Genomic DNA, 19,509 nt, shown 5'->3' with positions numbered 1-19,509 from the left:
CCGGATGTCGGAGTCTGATGAAACAGGACTATTTTTGCGAGAACATTTCGTCGAACCGGGCTAGCTCGGCGTCCTTGTCCTTTGCGGCCGATACGGTGTTGTAGGGAACGACCTTGATGGAATCGATCAGGGCCAGTCCGGTGGGCGGGGCAACATCCTTTCGTGCCGAACGGCGTCCATCGATTTCGACGAGCATTTCGTGCGCGGGCTTGGATGTAACAAAGTCGACGAACTTCTTGGCGGCCGCCTGGTTTGGACCGCCTGCGATAATACCGACTGCGTCCACAACCAGCGCGGTTCCGTCTTCGGGATACACCGCCTCCACCGGATTGCCGTCATTCTTGGACTGCAGGACGTTGAACTCACTCGTCAGGCCGACTGGTATCTCGCCCTTGGCGACGTTCTGGAACGCGAGTTTGGAGCTTGATACGAAGGTGGTGTTGTCAATGATGGGATCCATCACGTCCCACCCGTAAAGAGCGAGGATCTGGTGAAGTTGGGAGAAGGCTGAGCCGGATTGAGCGGGGTTGGCCATGAGAACCTTGCCTTTGAACGGTGGCTCCGCCAGGGCTTTCCAGGTTTTTGGCGCCGCATCCAGCGGCATCATTTTTGTGTTCACAATGAAGACCTGAAAGTTGGTGGAAAAGCCGGTATATTTGTGGTCCGGCTGGAGCGCAGCGGAGTCGAAAGCACCGCTTTCGGGGCTCTCGTAGCTTTCAAACAGCGAAAGGTCAGAATCGAAGCTGTCTGCATCCGGTCCAAGCAACACGTCCCCGAGGGGATTGTTGCGCTCTGCCTTGATGCGCGTCATCAGTTCGCCGCTTCCGCCAGCGATCAGCTGAACGCTGATATCCGGGTTGGCCTTCTGGAAGGCGTCCACAAAAGCGTCTGTCAGCTTCGTGCTGATAGCGCTGTAGACGACGACATTTTCGGATGCGGAAGCAGTGCCCGCGAATGGTGAGGCCAGGGCGATGGCGGCGAAGCTGCTTAGTAGAGATCGGCGCTTGATTTGCATTTTCTAGTTCCCCAGTTGTGCTGATGCTTGGTTTGGTGAATCGGTAAGTATCGGCGCAAGGCGCACGCTTGCTGTCGATTCCTCGCCTGGCTGAAGCGCAATCATTCCCGACCTGGCCATTGCGTCTGCCGTCATATTGAACGCGTCGGTTGCGTTGCTGACAGGCTCGCAACAGAAGAACGATTCACCCGCAGGTGTGTACAAGACGAGGAAGTCGAGTGGTGACGAAGCCTCCATCACCAGCGAACGTCCTTCTTTTGGCCAGGTGATCGTTGCCCTGTGCGGCCAGCCGGTGAACACATTGTCGAGGCTCGTTTCCCCGGCCTCTATCCGTTGGACACCTGGCGGGAGGGCTCTGAAGCAGAGAGGTAGGACCTCGGAATCCGTTTCCCAGACGCCATCGAGTTCTGCTTCCACATACGCGCCCGAGGCGAGCGGAAAATACGGATGCAAACCAAGACCTGCCGGCATTGTGCGATCCGAGATGTTACGAAGCCTCAGTTCAATCGCTAAGACTCCGTCATCGAGCGAGAAGAGTTGATGCGCCTCATAGCGCCATGGCCATCCATCCGGCTCGTGCAGGAACCGGAGCAGGGCCCTGCCGGGGCCGGTGCTCTCAATGCTCCAGGATCCGCGCCAGCCGTGACCGTGCTCGAAATGCGGATCCTGCGTCGAGACAGGAAGCTGAACCTGCTCTCCGTCGAACATGAACCGGCCTTGTCGTATCCGGTTCGAGTATGGAACAAGCGGAAAGCAGGAAAGTGCTCCGGCCTCGCCGCTCTCCAAAGCGCTTGGGTCCGATGGTCTCAACCAGTCGATAGTCTTGCCGTTCCAGTTCCATGAGTAGCCAGCAATGGCGCCTCCGATCGACGGAAGCAGCGTAAGAACAGCAAGTTTGTCGCGGATGATCAGAGCCGACATCCCGTTCCTGTCCAATTGCTGACTGAATGAAAAAGCCATGTCGCGATAAACCGTCTAATATTTATGAATATACTCAATATTATGAAGAATACAATAGCCTTGACGGCGCGCTTTCAGGTCGGACCGGTCGGCGGCGGCGACGGATGACGAAGTCGGTGGGTGGCTGTTCAGACCACCGCACTCCTTGCCAAGCACCTGCATAAGGCGGATCGTATCGTCTCGAATGACCTTCCCAGGCAGGCTTGTGCTGCGGGACACCACCTTCGCAAAACCTTGGCTATTGACACCTCTCGGATGTTGAATGATATTGTACGTACATGGGAACGACATCGACGAATTCGCATGAACGGTCATGCGATGCGACGATGCGGGAGGAAACTGCTCTTTCACAATGTGTATTGGGCAGCTGCGTAGCGGCGCAGCAAAAAGCGGGACTCGCCGATGGCGAGCTCCAAGGGAGGTATTGCATGACCACCGGACAGGATTGCCTTTTTTTAGCTTTGCGTGCGGAGCTTGGCAGTGACGCATGAAGTGGCTTTGGAAGGTGCAGCCGGTGAAAGAAGCGTCTTGACAGTCCCAGCCTTCGTACGACGAAACGGGCCCTCCTGGCTGGCAGCAGGCATTCTGCTGGTTGTGTGGCAGCTTGCTGCACCATTCGCTTCGCCGCTCATCATCGTTCCGCCCACTGATGTGTGGCGCCGCGCCGTGGAGCTTTATAACGACGGCACGCTGATGCGCGATATTATGGCCAGCGGCAACGAGTTCATTCTGGGTATGGCGCTGGCGATCGCGTTCGGCATCCCGCTGGGTGTGGTGCTGGGCATCTATCGAAAGTTCGAAAGTGCGATCCAGCCGTTGATGACCGGCTTCTACTCCGTCCCGATAATCGCCTTTGGTCCTGTCTTTATCGTCGCGCTCGGCCTTGGCATCTGGTCAAAAGTTGCGGTGGTTTTCCTTTCGGCGATTTTTCCAATCGTCATCAATGTCACCGCTGGCGTGCAGGAGACACCCTCCACCTTGCTCGAGATGGGCCGTTCGCTCAGCCTCAGCCGGATGTCTGTCATCCGCAAGATCATACTGCCGAGCACGCTGCCATATACAATGGTCGGGCTGCGGCTCGGCTCGGCGCGCGGATTGGTGGGGGTGCTGGGCGGAGAGCTTTTCGGCGCGGTCGCCGGAGTAGGCTTTCTGCTCCTCAATGCAGCCCAGCAGTTCGACACGGCCGGCATCTATGTTGGCATTCTCTGCTTCCTCATTGCCGGCATGGTCATTTCCTCAGTCTTCAAAGGGCTGAATCGCTGGCTGGCACCCTGGCACGAGGAACGTCCATGACCAACGCAGCGCGGGCGCAACTTGAGCTGCGCGACGTGGTCTATGGCTACACGTCGCGCTCTCGCGAAAGGCTTCAGATATTCGATCGACTGTCGCTTGACGTTGCCGACGGCGAGTTCGTGAGCATCGTGGGACCGAGCGGATGCGGGAAGTCGACGATGCTGCGGCTTGTGATGGGCCTGCAGCGTACCGATGCCGGCACCATCAGCGTAGGCGGCAAGATGGTCACGGGGCCAAGCAGCAGCGCCGGGATGGTGTTCCAGCAGGACGCCTTGCTGCCTTGGCGCACGGCGCTCGGAAATGTTTGTCTCGGCATAGAAGACAGCCTTCCGCGTAACAGGGCCCGGGCGCAAGCACTGGCTGCGCTGAAGCAGGTTGGCCTCGAGAAATTCTGCGATTCCTATCCGCATCAGTTGAGCGGCGGCATGCGCCAAAGGGTCAACCTGGCTCGCGCTCTCGCCCTGTCGCCGCAGATCGTCTTGATGGACGAGCCTTTTGCAGCGCTCGACATGATGACGCGCGAACGGATGCAGGAACATCTGATTGAGGTTTGGGAGCGCGATCAGAAAACCGTCTTGTTCGTAACGCACCAACTCGAGGAAGCCGTGTTTCTCTCAGATCGGGTCATCATTCTGGGGCCGGCGTCAACGGGCATAGTCGCCGATATCAAGGTCGACATCCCAAGACCGCGCACGGCGATATCCAAGAGATCGGAAGCGTATCACCGGCTGGTCGATGAACTGGCCGACCTGCTCGCCGAGACAGAGCGCAGTGCAGCCGCGACCGAGGCGCGTCAGGCTTTGGCCACGGGAAATCCAACAAAGTAACGGGAGGAATGGAATGTCACTTTTCAGTATTTGCAGGACCTTGATGCCTCTTGCCGCAGCTACGGTCGTGACCTGTGCGACCGCGGGTCAGGTTCTGGCCGACAACATACCCTTGCGGATCGGCGTGCAGGGCACTGTCTATCTGCCGGTGCAATCGACATACGCATTTGCAACCGATCAGGGTAAGTATGCCGAAGCGGGCCTCGACGTGGAGTGGGTGCGCGTCGGCACGGTTGCCGATTGCGCGCGCGCCGTTGCCGGCGGCTCGCTTGAAGCTTGCATGGTCGAGGCTTTCGGTGCGGTGAACTCCGCCTATTCCGTTCCGGGGCTCAAAATGGTCGCCGAGCTGACCAGAGGCGACTTCCACTATCTGGTGGCCGATCCGTCGATCAAAACGGTGAAAGACCTCGTAGGCAAAAAGATCGGCACCGGCGCTCCCGACAGCGTGCATACGCTCACAGGCAAGGCGCTTGTCAGGGCGCGGGGTGGAAATCCCGACGACTCGACCTGGGTCAGCCTCGGCGGAACCCCGGTGATTATCCAGTCATTTCTGAACAAGCAGGTGGATGCCGCTATGTTGGTTGGGCCATTTCATCTCGTCGTTCCCGACGCAACGATCATCGGCAATAGCGGTGAAGTGACCCCGACCTACTCCGTGCTGCTGGCCAAGACGGACACGGACGCGACGACCCTTGAGGGCTTGAAGCGGTTCCTCAAGGTGACTCTCGCTGAGACGGACTACATCATCGATCCGGCCAACGAGGATGCGGTCGTGGAAGCTTGGGCAAAGTGGGTGAAGATCGACCCCAGCGCGTTGAAGTCGGTATACCGCAGCTATGTCGATAGCCACTATTGGGAAGATATAAGGGCGAACAAGTTCCACATTCATCCCGAAAAATGGGCGGCGGTCGCCAAGCTGGTCAATCCCAATATCAATTCCGCCGATCTGATCGACGATTCTCTTCAAAAGGCGACGTTCGAGTGAGGGGAGGACGTGTCTCTTCGGGACTGTGGCTGCGGGAAAGGGATGCGACATCCCGCTGTGAGCATCCTTCCATCGTCACCCATGCGCTGGTCGGTTGTTCTCAACGCGCGCTGCGAACGTAACAAGCGTCAGGAATGAATGGTGCAGGCGGCGAACGCCCACACCGAGCAGGAAGGCTGGAGGGCTTCGGTCCTCCAGCAATGCAGCAACAGGAAAGAGCAATGGACCATCACGCATTCCAGGACAGGGTCGTAGTCGTAACGGGGGCAGCCAGCGGTATCGGCGAGGCTTGCGCGCGCAACTTCGCGAGCCTGGGCGCGCGCGTTGTTGTGGCAGATCTGAACGAAGCATCCTCAAGAAAGGTGGCTGACGTCATCAGCGGCCACGCGGTGAAGCTCGACGTCACTTCGGCAGATTCAGTTGAGGCTGCAGCCGCGGATATAGAAGCCGCTGTTGGTCCGGTGGATGTCCTTGTCACCAGTGCCGGCGTGAGTATCGGCCGAGTTCCGCCTGAGAAAATGGCGCTGCCTGACTGGGAGCGTATCATGGAGATCAATCTGCGCGGGACCTGGCTATGCGCCGTCTCATTCGGTTCGCGCATGATCAAGCGAGGCCACGGCAATATTGTTACGATCGCGTCGCTGTCCGGGATGAGTTCGCGCCCCCTTCATGCCTATGCGCCGTCGAAAGCGGCCGTTATCAATATGACCGCAAACCTTGCTGCCGAATGGGGCCATGCGGGTGTGCGGGTCAATGCGGTGTCGCCAGGCTTTACGCTGACGCCGTTGCTCAAGGGTGCGATCGAGCGTGGCGAGAAGCGCGTCGAGGGGATCACCGACCACACCCCTCTTAGTCGGCTCATCGAGCCTCACGAAATCGCCAAGGCGGTGGCTTTCTTGGCCTCTGATGATGCCTCCGCGATTACCGGAATCAACCTGCCGGTGGATGCCGGATGGCTGGCTGGGGTCGCGTGGGCCTCACATGGCGGCGTGCGTTCCGCTTCGAAGTCATAGCGGCTGATACGATGGCAATCAGCTTCACCAAACAAGCCATTGGCAACCCGCAATTGAAAACAGGATTGCCGCGCAATGCCGCGTGCTTTCGAGGGCGCGCTCTATGCAATTGATCGATGTGTTCGACCGCGGTCTGATGCTCGGCCCGGACCGCGCTTGCTTTGTTGCCCCTGGCGAGGAGCCGCTGACCTATAGAGCTGTCTCCGAATTGGCGTATCGCATCGCCAACGGCCTGCGCAGTGCTGGTGTCCAGCAAGGCGATCATGTCGGGTTGCTTAGCGGCAACCACTTGCTGACCTTCGTGGCTGTCCTGGGCATTCTTCGGGCGGGCGCCATCTGGGTTCCGGTCAATGCACGCAACAGCATCGAGGAAAGCGCCGCGATTCTGTCCGGTCTCGATTGCCGCTTCCTGTTTATCGATAGCGGGGTTGCGCCTCATGCGGAGTTGCTTCGCGCGAAGATGCGTTCGCTGCTCGGCATGGTGTCGGTCGACCGCGCTGTAGCCGACGTTCCCGGGCTCTTTGCCTGGGCGATGGAGCAACCTGCTGACCCGCTTGTGGTGATAACCGATCCAGAAGACGTGGTGGCGATCCGTGGCACCGGCGGCACCACCTCGCTGCCGCGGGCGGTACCCAACACGAACCGCATGTATGCCACCGTGTTCGCCAACTGGTTCGCATGCCTTCCTGTCATAGAGCCGCCGGTTCACCTCGTCGTGGCTCCGTTAACACACGCCGCCGGAACGATGACCTTCGTGACATTGGCCCAGGGCGGAACCAACGTGATTGCACCTTCGACGGCACCGGAGACAGTGCTGCCGCTGATCGAGCGCTATCGTGTTACCCAGCTCTTTCTTCCACCAACCATAATTTATCGTCTTCTGGCCAGCCAACAGGTTCGTGGCTTTGACTATGGCTCGCTGCAATATTTTATCTATTCCGCTGCTCCGATGGCGCCGCACAAGATCCAGGAGGCTATCAGTGTATTCGGGCCGGTGATGACCCAGCTCTATGGCCAGGCGGAAGCGCCCTTCATCTGCACATGCCTGACGCCCGCCGAGCATGGCGAAGACGGTAATAGCCGGCTGGGTAGTTGTGGTCGGGCCACACCGTTCGCGCGTGTCGAGATTATGGGATCATCCGGAGAGATATTGCCACCCCATGAGCGTGGCGAACTCGTGGTTCGCAGTGACCTCGTGATGAAGGGCTATTTCCGCAACGCCGAAGCGACTGCAGAGGTCTTCAAGGACGGCTGGCTGCATACCGGCGATGCTGGATACCGGGACGAGCAGGGCTATTTCTACATTACGGACCGGCTCAAGGACGTAATAATTTCCGGTGGCTTTAACATCTCGCCCGCCGAGGTTGAGCGGGTTCTGCTCAGTCACGAAAGCATCCGCGATTGTGCGGTAATCGGAATCCCGGATGACACATGGGGCGAGGCAGTGAAGGGAGTGGTGGAGTTGAAGCCCGGGAAGTCCTGGAACGAAGCCGAAGTCCTTGCCTTCTGCCGCGACCGTCTCGGCGGTGTGAAGACGCCGAAGAGCGTCGAGGTGTGGGAATGGCTTCCACGCAGTACGGTTGGCAAGGTGCTCAAGAAGGACATCCGCGAAAAGTTCTGGGCCGGCAGGAGCCGCCAGGTCTGAGCAACCGCAATTCACGAGAGAACGAAGATGGCAAGACTTCCCTATGTAGCAACTGAGGATATTCCGGCGGAGTATTCCGATATTTCGGCCCGAAACATAAATATTTACAAAGCCTTGGCCAATAACTTGAAATGCGCGAGGGAGTTCAGCAAGCTGGGCAGATATATCCGGTACGACTCCACGATTGATCCGCGATTGCGCGAAATGGTCACGCTGCAGGTGGGATATGTCGCCGACTGCGCATATGAATTCTATCACCATGTAAAGATCGGCCACCAGTTCGGCGTCTCGGATGAAGACATCCATGCGATGATCGCCGAGACGAGCGGTCGCACGAGTCAGCTTGATGAACTGACAAGGTCAGCGTTGCGGCTCGCCCGTCAGCTCACCCTGGAAGGCAAGGTGGACGATGAGGTTTATGCTGCAGTGGCCGAGCATCTGCCGAACGATCAGCTACTCGATCTGGTCGTCACCGTTTGCCACTACAACAGCGCAACCCGGTTTCTGAAATGCTTTGAGGTCGATCTCGAGGACACCTACGGACCGCTGGTGGCGCAGTTCCCGCTGCGGGCCGCCGCGCAATGAACGGCTCCGCCCACACCCAGAGTTTCGGCCACCCGTTGCCGCCGCGCCTGGACTGGCTCGATAGCCAGCCCGTCGAACCGGTGTTAGATCCAGATATCGCCATCATAGACACCCACCATCATTTCTGGGACCGGCCCGGTAATCGCTATTTTGGTGAGGAACTGGAAAGTGACTTGCTGACGGGTCACAATGTAGTTGGAACCGTCTTCGTCGAAAGCCAGACCGCCTACTACAAGAACGGCCCGGAATGGTTGCGGCCGGTGGGCGAGACAGAATTTGTCGCACAGCTGGCCGCGACAAGCGATGCAGCAAATGCCGGCCGGTTCGGGATTGCGCGCGGCATCGTTGGTTTTGCGGACCTGTCGCTTGGGGGACGGGTTCGGTCCGTCCTTGACGCACATATCGAGGCTGGTCGCGGCAGGTTCTGCGGTATCCGCTACGCCACGGCCTGGGACGCAAGCGACGCCATCCGCAACAGCCACGCCGCCTCCGGACCGGATACGCTGCTGCGGCCGGACGTGCTGGATGGCCTGAAGACCCTCGCGGATATGAACCTCGCCTTTGACGCGATGCTCTTTCATCCGCAACTCGATCAACTTGCTGAACTGGCGCGCGCAATCCCCACGCTCACCATCATCGTCGGCAACACCGGTGGACCCCTTGGCTATGGTCCCTATGAAGGAAAGTGCGAGGAAGTGTTGGCACAGTGGGCGGACTCGATGCGGAAGCTGGCGCAGCATCCCAATATTGTCGTGAAGCTCGGTGGCATGCTTAGCCGGCTCGCCGCCTTCGATTATCTTGGCATGCCCGTTCCGCCGACCTCCGAAGCTCTGGCCGGGCACTGGGCCCCCTATATTGACCGCTGCATCGATTTCTTTGGCGCCGAACGCTGCATGTTCGAAAGCAATTTTCCAGTCGAAAAGATGGGCACAGGTTACGCGACGCTGTGGAATGCGTTCAAGCGCATGGCCGCCGGAGCATCCGAGGCGGAAAAGCGAGCGCTCTTCAGCGGAACCGCACAGCAAACCTATCGTCTGGCCACGCCCCTGCGGTAAGCTGAGGAGAAGGACATGAACAGCCCCGCTCGCGAACATATTTCGACCGACATCGCGACGCTTAACGAAGAGAAGATCACCGTTCGCGGACTTGATGTCGCTCGCGATATGATGGGCAAGATGGATGCTGGTCAGCTCTTCTATTTTCTCGTCGTGGGACGCCGCCCCGACCCAAAGCAATCGACACTGATCAATGCCATGATCGTCAGCGTTGCCGAGCATGGCATGATGCCAAGCACAATCGCTGCCCGGCTGACGCTGCTCGGCGCGCCTGAATCGTTTCAGGGCGCTGTGGCAAGCGGGTTGCTTGGTGTCGGCGACGTGTTCGTCGGAACGACCAGCAATGTCGCACGCCTGCTGAAAATCGAAGCGGCGGAAATCGAAGGAGACGACGAACAGCGTGCCCGCGTGATCGTCGAGCGCTATCTGGGAACAAAACGCCGGATCCCGGGTCTCGGCCATCCGCATCATCCGGTGGATCCCCGCGCGGAACGCTTGTTCGCGCTTCAGGAAGAGATTGGAGCACCGACGGATTATGCAAGGCTGATGCGCGCCATCCACAGCGAGGCCTGCCGCTATCGCGGCAGCCACATCACGCTGAATGGCAGTGCGGCAATCGGATCGGTGGCGCTCGATATCGGCATCGATTGGCGTGCCGTGCGCGGCATAGGTGTGGTTGCACGGTCCATTGGACTGGTCGGACACATACTGGAAGAGCTCAATCAGCCAGCCGCGACAGATATCTGGAAGATGGTGGAGGACAAGACCATCTACACCGGCCCTGCCTCGGATTGACCGCCGCAGTCACCCACATTTCTACTCGCTCGGGATGCTATCGCGATGCATGAAACAGGAGAAAACGCGCTCGAAGGACTTAGGGTCCTGGCAGAAGGACTTGCTTTTCCCGAAGGTCCTGTGGCCATGCCGGACGGCTCTGTCCTGGTCGTGGAAATCGAAGGCGAACGGCTGACTCGTGTTCTACCCGACGGCCGCAAGGAAACGGTCTGCGAGATCAGCGGCGGTCCGAATGGTGCTGCGATCGGCCCTGACGGCGCGTGCTACGTGTGCAACAATGGCGGTCTCGAATGGAACTCTTTCGAGGGTTACGGCCGATTTCCGACAGGAACGCCCGCAAGCTATACATCCGGGAGCATCGAGCGCGTCGACCTGCGCAATGGTACCGCCACCCGACTTTACGATCGCACAGCCGACGGTCCACTGGGTGCCCCTAACGACTTGGTGTTCGATCGCCACGGGGGCTTCTGGTTCACCGATCCCGGCAAGGCCGGAAGGCGCGACACCGGCAATGGGGCCGTCTTCTATGCCACGGCGGACGGTTTCAGTATTGAACGCAAGATCTGGCACATCGCTTCGCCGAACGGCATCGCCCTGTCTGCCGACGAAAAACGTCTCTATGTCATTGAAGCTCTGACCGCGCGGCTGTGGGTGTTTGACCTGACCGGGCCGGGCCAGATCGCGCAAAAAGCATTTCCATCTCCCAATGGCGGCCGCTTCGTCGGCGGCAGCTCCGACTTTATGCGTTTCGATTCCATGGCGCTTGATAGCGAGGAGAACGCCTGCATCGGGACTTTGTTCGGCCCTGGCGGCATTACCGTTATTTCAGGGGACGGGTCGCGCAATTCTCATGTGGCCATACCCGACGCGCTCACGTCCAATATCTGCTTTGGCGGGCCCAATTTGCGCACCGCATTCGTTACGGGCGGTGGCACCGGACGTCTCTATTCGCTCGACTGGCCAACGCCTGGCCTGATGCTAAATTACTACCACCTGGGTCAATAGGGGAATGAGTGAGCGGTTCCACTCCGACCGCTTCATGACATCTCGACATCGCGGCGAAAATTCACCGTATAGCTAAAGCGGCTGGCGGGATAGGTAGCACACCCATAGATCACCATACGACCGGCTTTGCCGAGGAACCGGCGCTGGATCTCCAGCGCTGCCGAACCCGGCTCGATACCAAGCGTGCGAGCTATTTCGCCCGTTGCGATCACGGAGCGGATTTCTTGCTGTATCTCCTCAATGAACTCGCCATACACCGTTTCGATCAGCATATGAACGGGTCCTTTCAGATCCCAGAGCTTCTCTCGCAGATTGGCGAACCTGTTGCGGATATAAAGCTCGCTGACAGCGAGCGGCATGCTCTCGCCAACATGGTGACGCTGTCCCTTGACATGGAGCCATGAGGTCCCCTGGCGACATTTGAGGAACGTAGCCAGCGCACCTCGGGCCTCTATCACGTCCGCGCTGTGCACCTTGAGAGGGACCTCCCGGACATGTTCGACGAGGTCCGCCAATGAACCGACAGGGTAGGTGTAGCGCGCCTTTCGACGCGTGCCGTTGATACGGGTTCCGATTCCCGGGTGCCTCGACACGAGGCCGGCGTCAGCCAGTCTGCGGATCGCTTCCCGAACCGTTTGCCTGCTGACATTCAGCTCCCGGCTGAGATCATGTTCGGACGGCATAAGCTCATCCTTGGAGTAAACGCCGGCCTCGATGCGGCCCAGAAGTGTCTTCTCGACGGCGGCATAAAGGGGCATCGCGCTGTTCGCATTGCGGATCTCCTCCATGCTGTGTCGGTTTGTTACTTCGGCGTCATATGGCATCAAGTTCTCATCCCGAATTGGTTCGACCGCTCAGAGCATGTCTATTCCCGCAGATCGAACCCGGCCGCCTGAAACGAGCAGGCATTTCGCTACTCTCGTTACGGGCGAGGAGGAATGAGAGTAGAGCATGCGTGCTGGTTAAGTAAGGGCATATGCTTACTTAATGTACGCTGTCCGCATGGCCGGCGGTCCGACAGGTATCGACGAATGTCCTCACGGTCGGGCTCAGGTTCTTCGATCCATCCCAGATCAGGCCGGTTCGCACGGTAATCTTGGGAGATGCTTCACGATATACGATGTTCGGGTGCGCGATATTCCGGGCGGCCGAATGCATGATTGCTATGCCAATAGCGAACCAAGTTTCGGGCTGGGGCAGGTGCAACGCCTTCCTTTGTAGGCAGGCACAGCACTATGGCGTCGATGCGCGCGCCGATTCCGACTTCCGTGAAACGATGAGACATATCGGCTGAAATTTCACGCAGACGGACGCGGTACTGGTTCACGTGTCAATTCACATCCTTGCCCGGAGGCTCAGTTTCGGCGTGCTTCACGATATGGTCGACCAGATCACGCGCGAACGCCGGGAGGTCTTCGCGGCTCTGTATGCAGATCTTCAGTTCACGGACGGCCCAGCTGTTGCTCAGCGACAGGATCGCTATCTTGTGGCTGCCCTTCATGCGTGCGGCGACCGATTCCGGCAATATGCCCACGCCGACGCCGGCCTCGACCATTCGGCACAGGGATTCGAAGCCCGAGACCTTGATCCTGATGTGGAGGCTCACCCCCATCCCGTCGACGATGTTGTCGATAAATCCATGGATCGCGCTGCCGCGTTGCAAGGAAACGAAATTCTCCCCCACTATGTCCGCAAAATCGACGCTGTGTATCTGCGCAAGGCGATGTCCCAATGGCACCGCCAGCGCAAGCCGGTCCTGTTGATATGGAATGACCTCCAGCCCATCGGTCTGCGTGTTGCCGGCAAGTATACCGATGTCGATGCTTCCTTCGGTCACGGCGCGGGCGATGTCCGGACTCAGCCGCTCCTCGATGTCGATGTCGACCTGCGGGTGCGCGGCGAGGAAGCTGCCCAAAGCCGCGGGCAGGATCTCCGTGATCGCAGTCGTGTTGGCGAAGATGCGAACCTGTCCCTTCAGTCCACGCGAGAAGGTCTGCATATCGCCATGCAGCCGTTCGAGATCCTGAAACACCCGGCGCGCATGCGAAAGCAGCGCCTCGCCTGCCGGCGTCAATGATACGCCCTGGCTATGGCGCATAAGCAGAGGCGTGCCGAGTTCTTCCTCAAGGTTTTTCATCCGCATCGAGGCCGCACCCACCGACAGTCCTGCGCGGTCGGCGCCGCGCGTCAGGTTGCAGGCTTCCGCTATGTTTATGAAGAGCCGCAGGTCAATGAGATCGTAACGCAGGCTGGCCATCGAGAACTCCCAAAGCGCGTTCAAGCAAGCTGAAAGCACGGTTTTCCAATAACGAATTGCCGGACACCGCGCTACGTGCTCTCTCGAGAGTTGGAATATCCTGTGCGTGAAGGAGGGCAAAGCGGTGGTCGAAGCGAATGATGCGTCGGATTTCCCGAGCGCGAAGCTTGCTCGTTTCGCGTCGGAGCTGACGTTCGAGTCCATTCCACCGGACGTCGTAGCGCGCGCAGAGGATCTGTTCGTGGATTGGGTTGGGTCGGCGCTCGCCGGAAAGGGCGCACGCCCGGTCGAGGCGATCGCCGCATTCGCTCGGGCGATGGGACCAGGCGACGGCCCGTGTGAAATCCTGATTGATCGTCGCGGGACGAGCCCATTGTTCGCCGCCATGGTCAATGGCGCGGCGTCGCACTTCGCCGAACAGGATGACGTGCACAACGGTTCAGTGTTTCATCCCGCGGCAGTGGTCTTTCCCGCCGCCCTTGCCGTCGCGCAGCAGATCGGTGCATCCGGGAAGGATTTTCTCGCCGCCTCCACGGCCGGCTACGAAGTCGGAATCCGTGTTGGCGAATTTCTCGGACGATCACATTACAAGATCTTTCACACGACCGGCACCGCCGGCACGCTGGCCGCGGCGGCGGCGGTCGGCCGCCTTCTCGGCCTGTCCCCCGCGCAGATGCTCGATGCGTTCGGTTCGGCAGGAACACAGGCCGCCGGACTATGGGCATTCCTGCGCGACGGCGCAGACTCCAAGCCGCTCCACACTGCCAAGGCCGCCAGCAATGGCCTGATGGCGGCCTATCTGGCAAAGGACGGCTTCAAAGGTGCCCGCCATGTCCTCGAAGGGACCCAGGGCATGGGAAAAGGCATGTCGACCGACGCCGATCCGGCAAAGCTGGTCGACGGTCTCGGGACGCGCTGGGTGCTTGCGGAGACGTCCTTCAAGTTTCATGCATCCTGCAGGCACACGCACCCTGCGGCTGATGCGCTCCTGAAGGCAATGCAGGAAAGCCATCTGCGGGCAAGCGACATTGCCACTGTGACGGCGCTCGTTCACCAGGGCGCAATCGACGTGCTCGGACCGGTCGTCGCACCGGCTTCGGTGCACCAGGCGAAGTTCTCGATGGGGACGACGCTGGGTCTCATCGCCAATTACGGAAAGGCGGGCATGATGGAGTTCGAGGAAGGATTCGCCAGGCCCGAAGTCGTGCAGTTCAGCGATCGCGTCCAGATGGTCCTCGATCCCGAGGTGGACGGCGCCTATCCCGCGCGCTGGATCGGCAAGGCGCGGTTGCGCACGACCGATGGACGCACCATCGACGTTCGCGTCGACGAACCGAAGGGCGACCCCGGAAATACGCTTTCGAGGCCCGAAATTGAGGCGAAGGTAAGGGGGCTGGCGGAATTCAGTTCCGCAGCGGCTCCCGCCGAATTGGACGCACTGCTGCCGAGACTTTGGCAGCTCTCCGCGGCAAATCACGTAGGCTCTCTCATCACGGGGAATGGCCGTTGACCGGTCGTCCACGCGCCCCGTTAAGCTGCAGGCAGGACCAGGAAACGCATGACGATAAGAGACATCGATCAGGGCGAGGAGATTGCCCAGATCAGGCAGAGCGTTCGCAAGCTGTGCGAGGCGTTTCCCGGCCAGTACTGGCGCAAGCTCGACCGCGAGAGCGCCTATCCAAGTGAGTTTGTCAAAGCTCTCTCGGATGCCGGCTATCTTTCGGTTCTTATCCCGGAAGAATATGGCGGCTCCGGCCTGTCTCTGTCGGCGGCGGCGGCCATACTGGAGGAAATCCAGCGATCCGGTGGGAATGGCGGCGCTTGCCACGCCCAGATGTACATGATGGGCGCGCTTCTGCGACACGGCAGCGAGGCGCAAAAGTCGAAATATCTGCCTGCTGTCGCAAGCGGCGAGTTGCGGCTTCAGGCCTTCGGCGTCACCGAACCCACCAGCGGTACGGATACGAGCGCGATCAAGACCTTCGCGCGGCGCGAGGGCGATCACTACATCGTCAACGGCCAGAAGGTGTGGACTTCGCGCGCCGAGCATTCCGACCTGATGTTGCTGCTCGCCCGCACTACGCCCGGCGAACAGGTGGCCAAGCGGACGGAAGGGATATCAGTTTTCATCGTCGACATGCGAGAAGCCCTAAAGGGGGGAATGAGCATCAAGCCCATCCGCGCGATGATGAACCATTCCACGACTGAGGTATTCTTCGACAATGTGCGGGTTCCGGCCGAGAATCTCATCGGTGAGGAAGGGAAGGGCTTTCGCTATATCCTCTCAGGCATGAATGCCGAGCGAATATTGATCGCGTCGGAATGCATCGGCGATGCCAAATGGTTTATCGAAAAGGCTTCGGCATATGCCAGCGAGCGAAAGGTCTTCGGACGGCCCATAGGTCAGAATCAGGGTGTGCAGTTTCCCATCGCGCGCGCCTACGCGCAGATGCGGGCAGCCGAACTCCTGGTGCATCAGGCCGCTCATTTGTTCGAGAGCGGACAAGATTGCGGCGAACAGGCCAATATGGCCAAGATGCTGGCCGCCGAAGCCTCGTGGGCCGCAGCCGAGGCTTGCGTGCAAACGCATGGCGGCTTTGGCTTCGCTGAGGAATATGACGTGGAACGCAAATTCAGGGAGACGCGTCTCTACCAGGTTGCGCCGATCTCCACCAATCTGATCCTTTCCTACGTCGCCGAGCATGTGCTTGGCATGCCACGTTCCTACTGAGGTGGCCGCCATGCTTCCGCTGGAAGGCATACTTGTCGTATCGATCGAGCAGGCAGTGGCGGCGCCGACCTGCACATTGCGGCTTGCCGACGCCGGAGCGCGGGTGATCAAGATCGAACGTGCCGAGGGTGAGACCGCGCGCCATTATGACAAGGCCGTGCATGGTACAAGCGCGTATTTTGCCTGGCTAAATCGCGGCAAGGAAAGCGCTGTCCTCGACATCAAGGACGATGCCGATCGCCAGCTGCTGGAGCGGATGATCGCAAAGGCCGACATCTTCGTGCAGAACCTTGCGCCGGGAGCGACCGTTCGTCTGGGGCTTGGCTCGGCCGATCTCATCGAGCGCTATCCCAGGCTCATCGCCGTCGACATTGTCGGCTATCCCCAGGACAGTGCCTACCGCGACATGCGCGCCTACGACATGCTCGTTCAGGCGGAAAGCGGCATTTGCGCGGTCACGGGCACACCGGACACGCCGGTAAAGGTCGGGGTTTCGATGGCTGATGTCGCCACCGGCATGAATGCCCATGCGGCGATTCTCGAAGCTCTCATCGAGCGAACGCGGACCGGCAAGGGGGCCTCGATAGAGATCGCGATGTTCGATGCGATGGCCGATTTCATGAGTGTGCCTTTGCTGCATCTCGACTATGCAGGAAAGACCACGCCTCGCACCGGCCTCGCGCATGCTTCCATTTATCCCTATGGCAGCTTCGCCTGCAGCGACGGCCATATCGTGATCGTCATTCAAAATCCCGGCGAATGGAAGCGTCTTTGCGATGGGGTGCTGAAGCGACCGGATCTCTTCGATGATCCACGTTTCCTGGACAACCCGTCCCGCGTACAGAATCGCGAGGCGCTCGGAACGCTTATTGCAGACATCCTGCTCTCGATGACACGCGCCGAAGCAATCGCCGCGCTGGAAGCGCACGCGCTTGCGTGGTCAAACGTATCGACCGTCGCGGACCTATCAACCCATCCGGCGTTGCGCCGGATCGAGATCGAGACGTCGGGGGGCTCCTTCCACGGAGTCGGCTCCCCCGTCCGGCGCGCGATAAAAGGGGGGGCCGTACCGGCGCTCGGTGCTCATACGGCCTTGATTCGGCGGGAATTTTCAGACGCGACATGAACAACATCGACATCGCTCATCTGAGGAGCTGGATCGGCAATTCACAGCATTCGTCGGATATCATCACCCCCGGCCTCGTGGAGCGGTTCCGCGCGACGTTCGGCAACGGACTTGCCGACACCGGTGCGGCGGCCCCGTTGGGGGTGCACTGGTGCCTGTCGCAGCCTGCGGCAATGCCCGATATGCTCGGTCCCGATGGACATCCTGCCCGGGGAGGTTTCCTGCCGCCAGTCCCGCTACCGCGTCGGATGTGGGCAGGCGGTTCCATCAAATTCCATGCGCCATTGCCGGTCGGTGGATTGGTGACCCGCGAGTCGCGGATTGCAGACGTGACGGAAAAGTCCGGGCGGAGCGGATCGCTGGTGTTCCTGACCGTGGCACACGAGGTCTCAACCGACGCCGGGCTCGCAATCAGCGAGCGCCAGGACATCGTCTATCGCGATGTCGTTCCAGGCGCTTCCACGCCTTATTCCGCCGGATCGGCACCGGCCTCGTCGCCTGCTGATCTGACCGAGACAGTCGAGGCCACAACGACTCTTTTGTTTCGATATTCGGCCATTACCTTCAACGGCCATCGAATCCACTACGACCGCGACTATGCTCGCGACGTCGAAGGCTATCCGGGGCTGGTGGTCCATGGGCCGCTTCAGGCAACGCTGCTTCTCAATCTCGCCAGTCGCGCGGCCGGAGGGCGTTTGCCAGCGAGCTTCTCCTATCGCGGGGTCTCACCGCTGTTTGACGGTGCATCGTTCACGATCAATGCGGTCCGCGAGAGCAATGGGTTCGATTTGTGGTGCGGCGACCAACATGGATTGATAACCATGGACGGACGAGCTGAATTCGTCGTCTAGGGGTGAGACGGAACTAGGACGAAATCGTAGGCTGGCCGAAATCGCGCAGGCGCACGCCTGCCTTGTGCGCCATCGGGCCGGCGTCAGAAGTGGGGCGTCGCGCGGAAGTTCACCTCTGCCCCTGCCATGCCTCGTTTTCCCAATTAGCCGGCTGCCCCGTCCGAGGAGCAATGACCTCATTCGTGCTTCGTTGCGACTCGCGTATCTGCCGTATGGCGTTGACGAATTTCAAATCTGTGCAAATCAGAATGTAGGACAATCGACAATCAGGTTGACACAGTTTTTCAATTCGGTGAAAGTTGCATTGGAAACGTAATGAGGCGACGAGCGCATTGCCATCTCATAACAGTTTGCAAGCCTGCGCCTCACGAAAAGGGGGAGTTGACCGGTGAATAGACGTCAAGTGCTGATTGGCGCCTCCGTGCTGGCGCTGGCTTCGAGCCACAATAGCGGCTCGGCAATGGCCGCAACAAAATATCGCTTCGCGCACTTTTCGCCGACAAGCGATCCCAATCACCAGACGGCCCTGTCGTTTGCCGAGAAAGTCAAGACAGCTACGAACGGCGAATATGAGATCGAGATCTTCCCATCGGCGCAGCTTGGCGGCGAGGTGGATGCGATCGAGGGCGTGCTGCTCGGAACCATCGATATTTCCGTGCCGAGCGCCGCGACGCTGGCCAACTGGGTTCCGGAAATGAACGTCCTGAATATGCCGTTCGCTTTCCGTGACTGGGACCACTACACAAAGGTTGCGCAGGGCGAGTTGCTTGACAGGATAACCGAAAAGGCGGCCGAGAAGAACATTCGGGTGCTTGGAATGCTCACCTCGGGCTCGCGCCAGATCATGACCCGTGAGCCGCTCAATTCATTCGAAGGGCTGCGCGGCCGCAAGATTCGCACCGTCCAGAACCCGGTTCATGTGGCAACGTTCAACGCCTTCGGCGCCAATGCGACGGCAATTGCCTACACCGAGGTTTATTCGTCGCTGCAAACCGGAGTGGTCGATGGCGGCGACGCCGCCAATACCAACTATTACACCGAGAAATTTTACGAGGTTGCTCCCTATTGGGCGCTGGTCAACTGGTTGTTCTACTCGAACTGCATCATCATGCGCGAAGACACGTACCAGGCCCTGCCGGATGAGCAGAAGGCATTGTTGAGCAAGATCGGGCGCGAGACCGGCAGCGAACATTTCGTTCGCTATCGCAAGAGCGATGAGGAGATGCTTGGCAAGTTGAAGGAAGCGGGTGTTACTGTGACCACGCTCGATGCCGCGCCCTTCCGCGAAGCCTCGAAAAAGGTCTACGACGAGTTCTTGAAGACTGACACGGAAAAAGAGCTGCTCGGTCTCATCGTATCGAACTGA

18 protein-coding genes are annotated in these 19,509 nt (G+C 59.5%); 14 read left to right on the top strand and 4 right to left on the bottom strand.

Annotated elements, in window-relative coordinates; translation table 11 throughout:
- Positions 1–28: 28 nt before the first annotated feature.
- Complete coding sequence (locus M9924_18195) at positions 29–1,015, bottom strand: extracellular solute-binding protein (GenBank protein ID MCO5066328.1); 987 nt, start codon at positions 1,013–1,015, stop codon at positions 29–31.
- A 3-nt stretch (positions 1,016–1,018) separates the two neighbouring features.
- Entirely contained in the window at positions 1,019–1,936 is a 918-nt protein-coding gene (locus M9924_18190) for an aldose 1-epimerase (GenBank protein MCO5066327.1), read from the bottom strand.
- A 519-nt stretch (positions 1,937–2,455) separates the two neighbouring features.
- Between M9924_18190 and M9924_18185 the strand changes: the two genes are divergently transcribed.
- The 9 genes from M9924_18185 (at position 2,456) to M9924_18145 (ending at position 11,178) form a co-directional block, all read left to right on the top strand.
- A complete protein-coding gene (locus tag M9924_18185; GenBank protein MCO5066326.1) occupies positions 2,456–3,268 on the top strand; it encodes an ABC transporter permease in 813 nt (270 codons plus the stop codon).
- Positions 3,265–4,095 carry an ABC transporter ATP-binding protein gene (locus M9924_18180; protein ID MCO5066325.1) on the top strand — a complete coding sequence of 277 codons (831 nt, stop codon included), beginning with the start codon at positions 3,265–3,267 and terminating at the stop codon, positions 4,093–4,095. The genes M9924_18185 and M9924_18180 overlap by 4 nt, the downstream gene beginning before the upstream one ends.
- Before the next feature lie 13 nt (positions 4,096–4,108).
- Positions 4,109–5,080 (top strand): ABC transporter substrate-binding protein, encoded by a 972-nt coding sequence (locus tag M9924_18175; protein ID MCO5066324.1) that lies wholly within the window; start codon positions 4,109–4,111, stop codon positions 5,078–5,080.
- 221 nt (positions 5,081–5,301) lie between these two features.
- Positions 5,302–6,093, top strand: a complete 792-nt coding sequence (locus tag M9924_18170) for an SDR family oxidoreductase (protein ID MCO5066323.1) — start codon at positions 5,302–5,304, stop codon at positions 6,091–6,093.
- 103 nt (positions 6,094–6,196) lie between these two features.
- Positions 6,197–7,738: an AMP-binding protein gene (locus M9924_18165; GenBank protein MCO5066322.1), complete on the top strand. Its 1,542-nt coding sequence runs from the start codon at positions 6,197–6,199 to the stop codon at positions 7,736–7,738.
- Positions 7,739–7,765: 27 nt separating this feature from the next.
- The gene (locus M9924_18160) at positions 7,766–8,323 is read left to right on the top strand and encodes a carboxymuconolactone decarboxylase family protein (GenBank protein ID MCO5066321.1); all 558 of its coding nucleotides are present in this window, start codon (positions 7,766–7,768) and stop codon (positions 8,321–8,323) included.
- Positions 8,320–9,378, top strand: coding sequence for an amidohydrolase family protein (locus M9924_18155; protein MCO5066320.1), 1,059 nt, complete (start codon positions 8,320–8,322; stop codon positions 9,376–9,378). Before M9924_18160 ends, M9924_18155 begins: the two co-directional genes overlap by 4 nt.
- 15 nt (positions 9,379–9,393) lie before the next feature.
- On the top strand, positions 9,394–10,173 hold the full coding sequence (locus M9924_18150; GenBank protein ID MCO5066319.1) for a citryl-CoA lyase: 780 nt from the start codon (positions 9,394–9,396) through the stop codon (positions 10,171–10,173).
- 45 nt (positions 10,174–10,218) lie between these two features.
- The gene (locus M9924_18145) at positions 10,219–11,178 is read left to right on the top strand and encodes an SMP-30/gluconolactonase/LRE family protein (GenBank protein ID MCO5066318.1); all 960 of its coding nucleotides are present in this window, start codon (positions 10,219–10,221) and stop codon (positions 11,176–11,178) included.
- 32 nt (positions 11,179–11,210) lie between these two features.
- On the opposite strand, the gene M9924_18140 is transcribed toward M9924_18145, so the two are convergent.
- Together M9924_18140 and M9924_18135 are read right to left on the bottom strand one after the other, a co-directional pair.
- A complete protein-coding gene (locus M9924_18140) occupies positions 11,211–12,002 on the bottom strand; it encodes a GntR family transcriptional regulator (GenBank protein MCO5066317.1) in 792 nt (263 codons plus the stop codon).
- Positions 12,003–12,508: 506 nt separating this feature from the next.
- Positions 12,509–13,435 carry a LysR family transcriptional regulator gene (locus tag M9924_18135; GenBank protein MCO5066316.1) on the bottom strand — a complete coding sequence of 309 codons (927 nt, stop codon included), beginning with the start codon at positions 13,433–13,435 and terminating at the stop codon, positions 12,509–12,511.
- 106 nt (positions 13,436–13,541) lie between these two features.
- Here M9924_18135 and M9924_18130 point away from each other — a divergent pair, with 106 nt between their 5' ends.
- From M9924_18130 to M9924_18110, 5 genes are all read left to right on the top strand, one after another.
- Positions 13,542–14,945, top strand: coding sequence for an MmgE/PrpD family protein (locus tag M9924_18130; GenBank protein MCO5066315.1), 1,404 nt, complete (start codon positions 13,542–13,544; stop codon positions 14,943–14,945).
- Between the two features lie 48 nt (positions 14,946–14,993).
- Positions 14,994–16,166, top strand: a complete 1,173-nt coding sequence (locus M9924_18125; protein ID MCO5066314.1) for an acyl-CoA/acyl-ACP dehydrogenase — start codon at positions 14,994–14,996, stop codon at positions 16,164–16,166.
- A 10-nt stretch (positions 16,167–16,176) separates the two neighbouring features.
- A complete protein-coding gene (locus M9924_18120; protein ID MCO5066313.1) occupies positions 16,177–17,292 on the top strand; it encodes a CoA transferase in 1,116 nt (371 codons plus the stop codon).
- Positions 17,289–18,143 (top strand): MaoC family dehydratase N-terminal domain-containing protein, encoded by an 855-nt coding sequence (locus tag M9924_18115; protein ID MCO5066312.1) that lies wholly within the window; start codon positions 17,289–17,291, stop codon positions 18,141–18,143. Before M9924_18120 ends, M9924_18115 begins: the two co-directional genes overlap by 4 nt.
- Before the next feature lie 388 nt (positions 18,144–18,531).
- A complete protein-coding gene (locus M9924_18110) occupies positions 18,532–19,509 on the top strand; it encodes a TRAP transporter substrate-binding protein (protein ID MCO5066311.1) in 978 nt (325 codons plus the stop codon).

It is taken from the genome of Rhizobiaceae bacterium, assembly GCA_023953835.1.
Classification (GTDB): Bacteria; Pseudomonadota; Alphaproteobacteria; order Rhizobiales; family Rhizobiaceae; genus Mesorhizobium_G.
Note: the sequence above shows the minus strand (reverse complement) of the source record. Positions and strands in the feature narration are given on the sequence as shown.

Bases quoted from the DNA above. Each gene is read 5' to 3' on its own strand.
- M9924_18195 (MCO5066328.1), bottom strand. From the start codon at position 1,015: ATGCAAATCAAGCGCCGATCTCTACTAAGCAGCTTCGCCGCCATCGCC.
- M9924_18190 (MCO5066327.1), bottom strand. From the start codon at position 1,936: ATGTCGGCTCTGATCATCCGCGACAAACTTGCTGTTCTTACGCTGCTT.
- M9924_18180 (MCO5066325.1), top strand. From the start codon at position 3,265: ATGACCAACGCAGCGCGGGCGCAACTTGAGCTGCGCGACGTGGTCTAT.
- M9924_18175 (MCO5066324.1), top strand. From the start codon at position 4,109: ATGTCACTTTTCAGTATTTGCAGGACCTTGATGCCTCTTGCCGCAGCT.
- M9924_18170 (MCO5066323.1), top strand. From the start codon at position 5,302: ATGGACCATCACGCATTCCAGGACAGGGTCGTAGTCGTAACGGGGGCA.
- M9924_18165 (MCO5066322.1), top strand. From the start codon at position 6,197: ATGCAATTGATCGATGTGTTCGACCGCGGTCTGATGCTCGGCCCGGAC.
- M9924_18160 (MCO5066321.1), top strand. From the start codon at position 7,766: ATGGCAAGACTTCCCTATGTAGCAACTGAGGATATTCCGGCGGAGTAT.
- M9924_18155 (MCO5066320.1), top strand. From the start codon at position 8,320: ATGAACGGCTCCGCCCACACCCAGAGTTTCGGCCACCCGTTGCCGCCG.
- M9924_18150 (MCO5066319.1), top strand. From the start codon at position 9,394: ATGAACAGCCCCGCTCGCGAACATATTTCGACCGACATCGCGACGCTT.
- M9924_18145 (MCO5066318.1), top strand. From the start codon at position 10,219: ATGCATGAAACAGGAGAAAACGCGCTCGAAGGACTTAGGGTCCTGGCA.
- M9924_18140 (MCO5066317.1), bottom strand. From the start codon at position 12,002: ATGCCATATGACGCCGAAGTAACAAACCGACACAGCATGGAGGAGATC.
- M9924_18135 (MCO5066316.1), bottom strand. From the start codon at position 13,435: ATGGCCAGCCTGCGTTACGATCTCATTGACCTGCGGCTCTTCATAAAC.
- M9924_18125 (MCO5066314.1), top strand. From the start codon at position 14,994: ATGACGATAAGAGACATCGATCAGGGCGAGGAGATTGCCCAGATCAGG.
- M9924_18120 (MCO5066313.1), top strand. From the start codon at position 16,177: ATGCTTCCGCTGGAAGGCATACTTGTCGTATCGATCGAGCAGGCAGTG.
- M9924_18115 (MCO5066312.1), top strand. From the start codon at position 17,289: ATGAACAACATCGACATCGCTCATCTGAGGAGCTGGATCGGCAATTCA.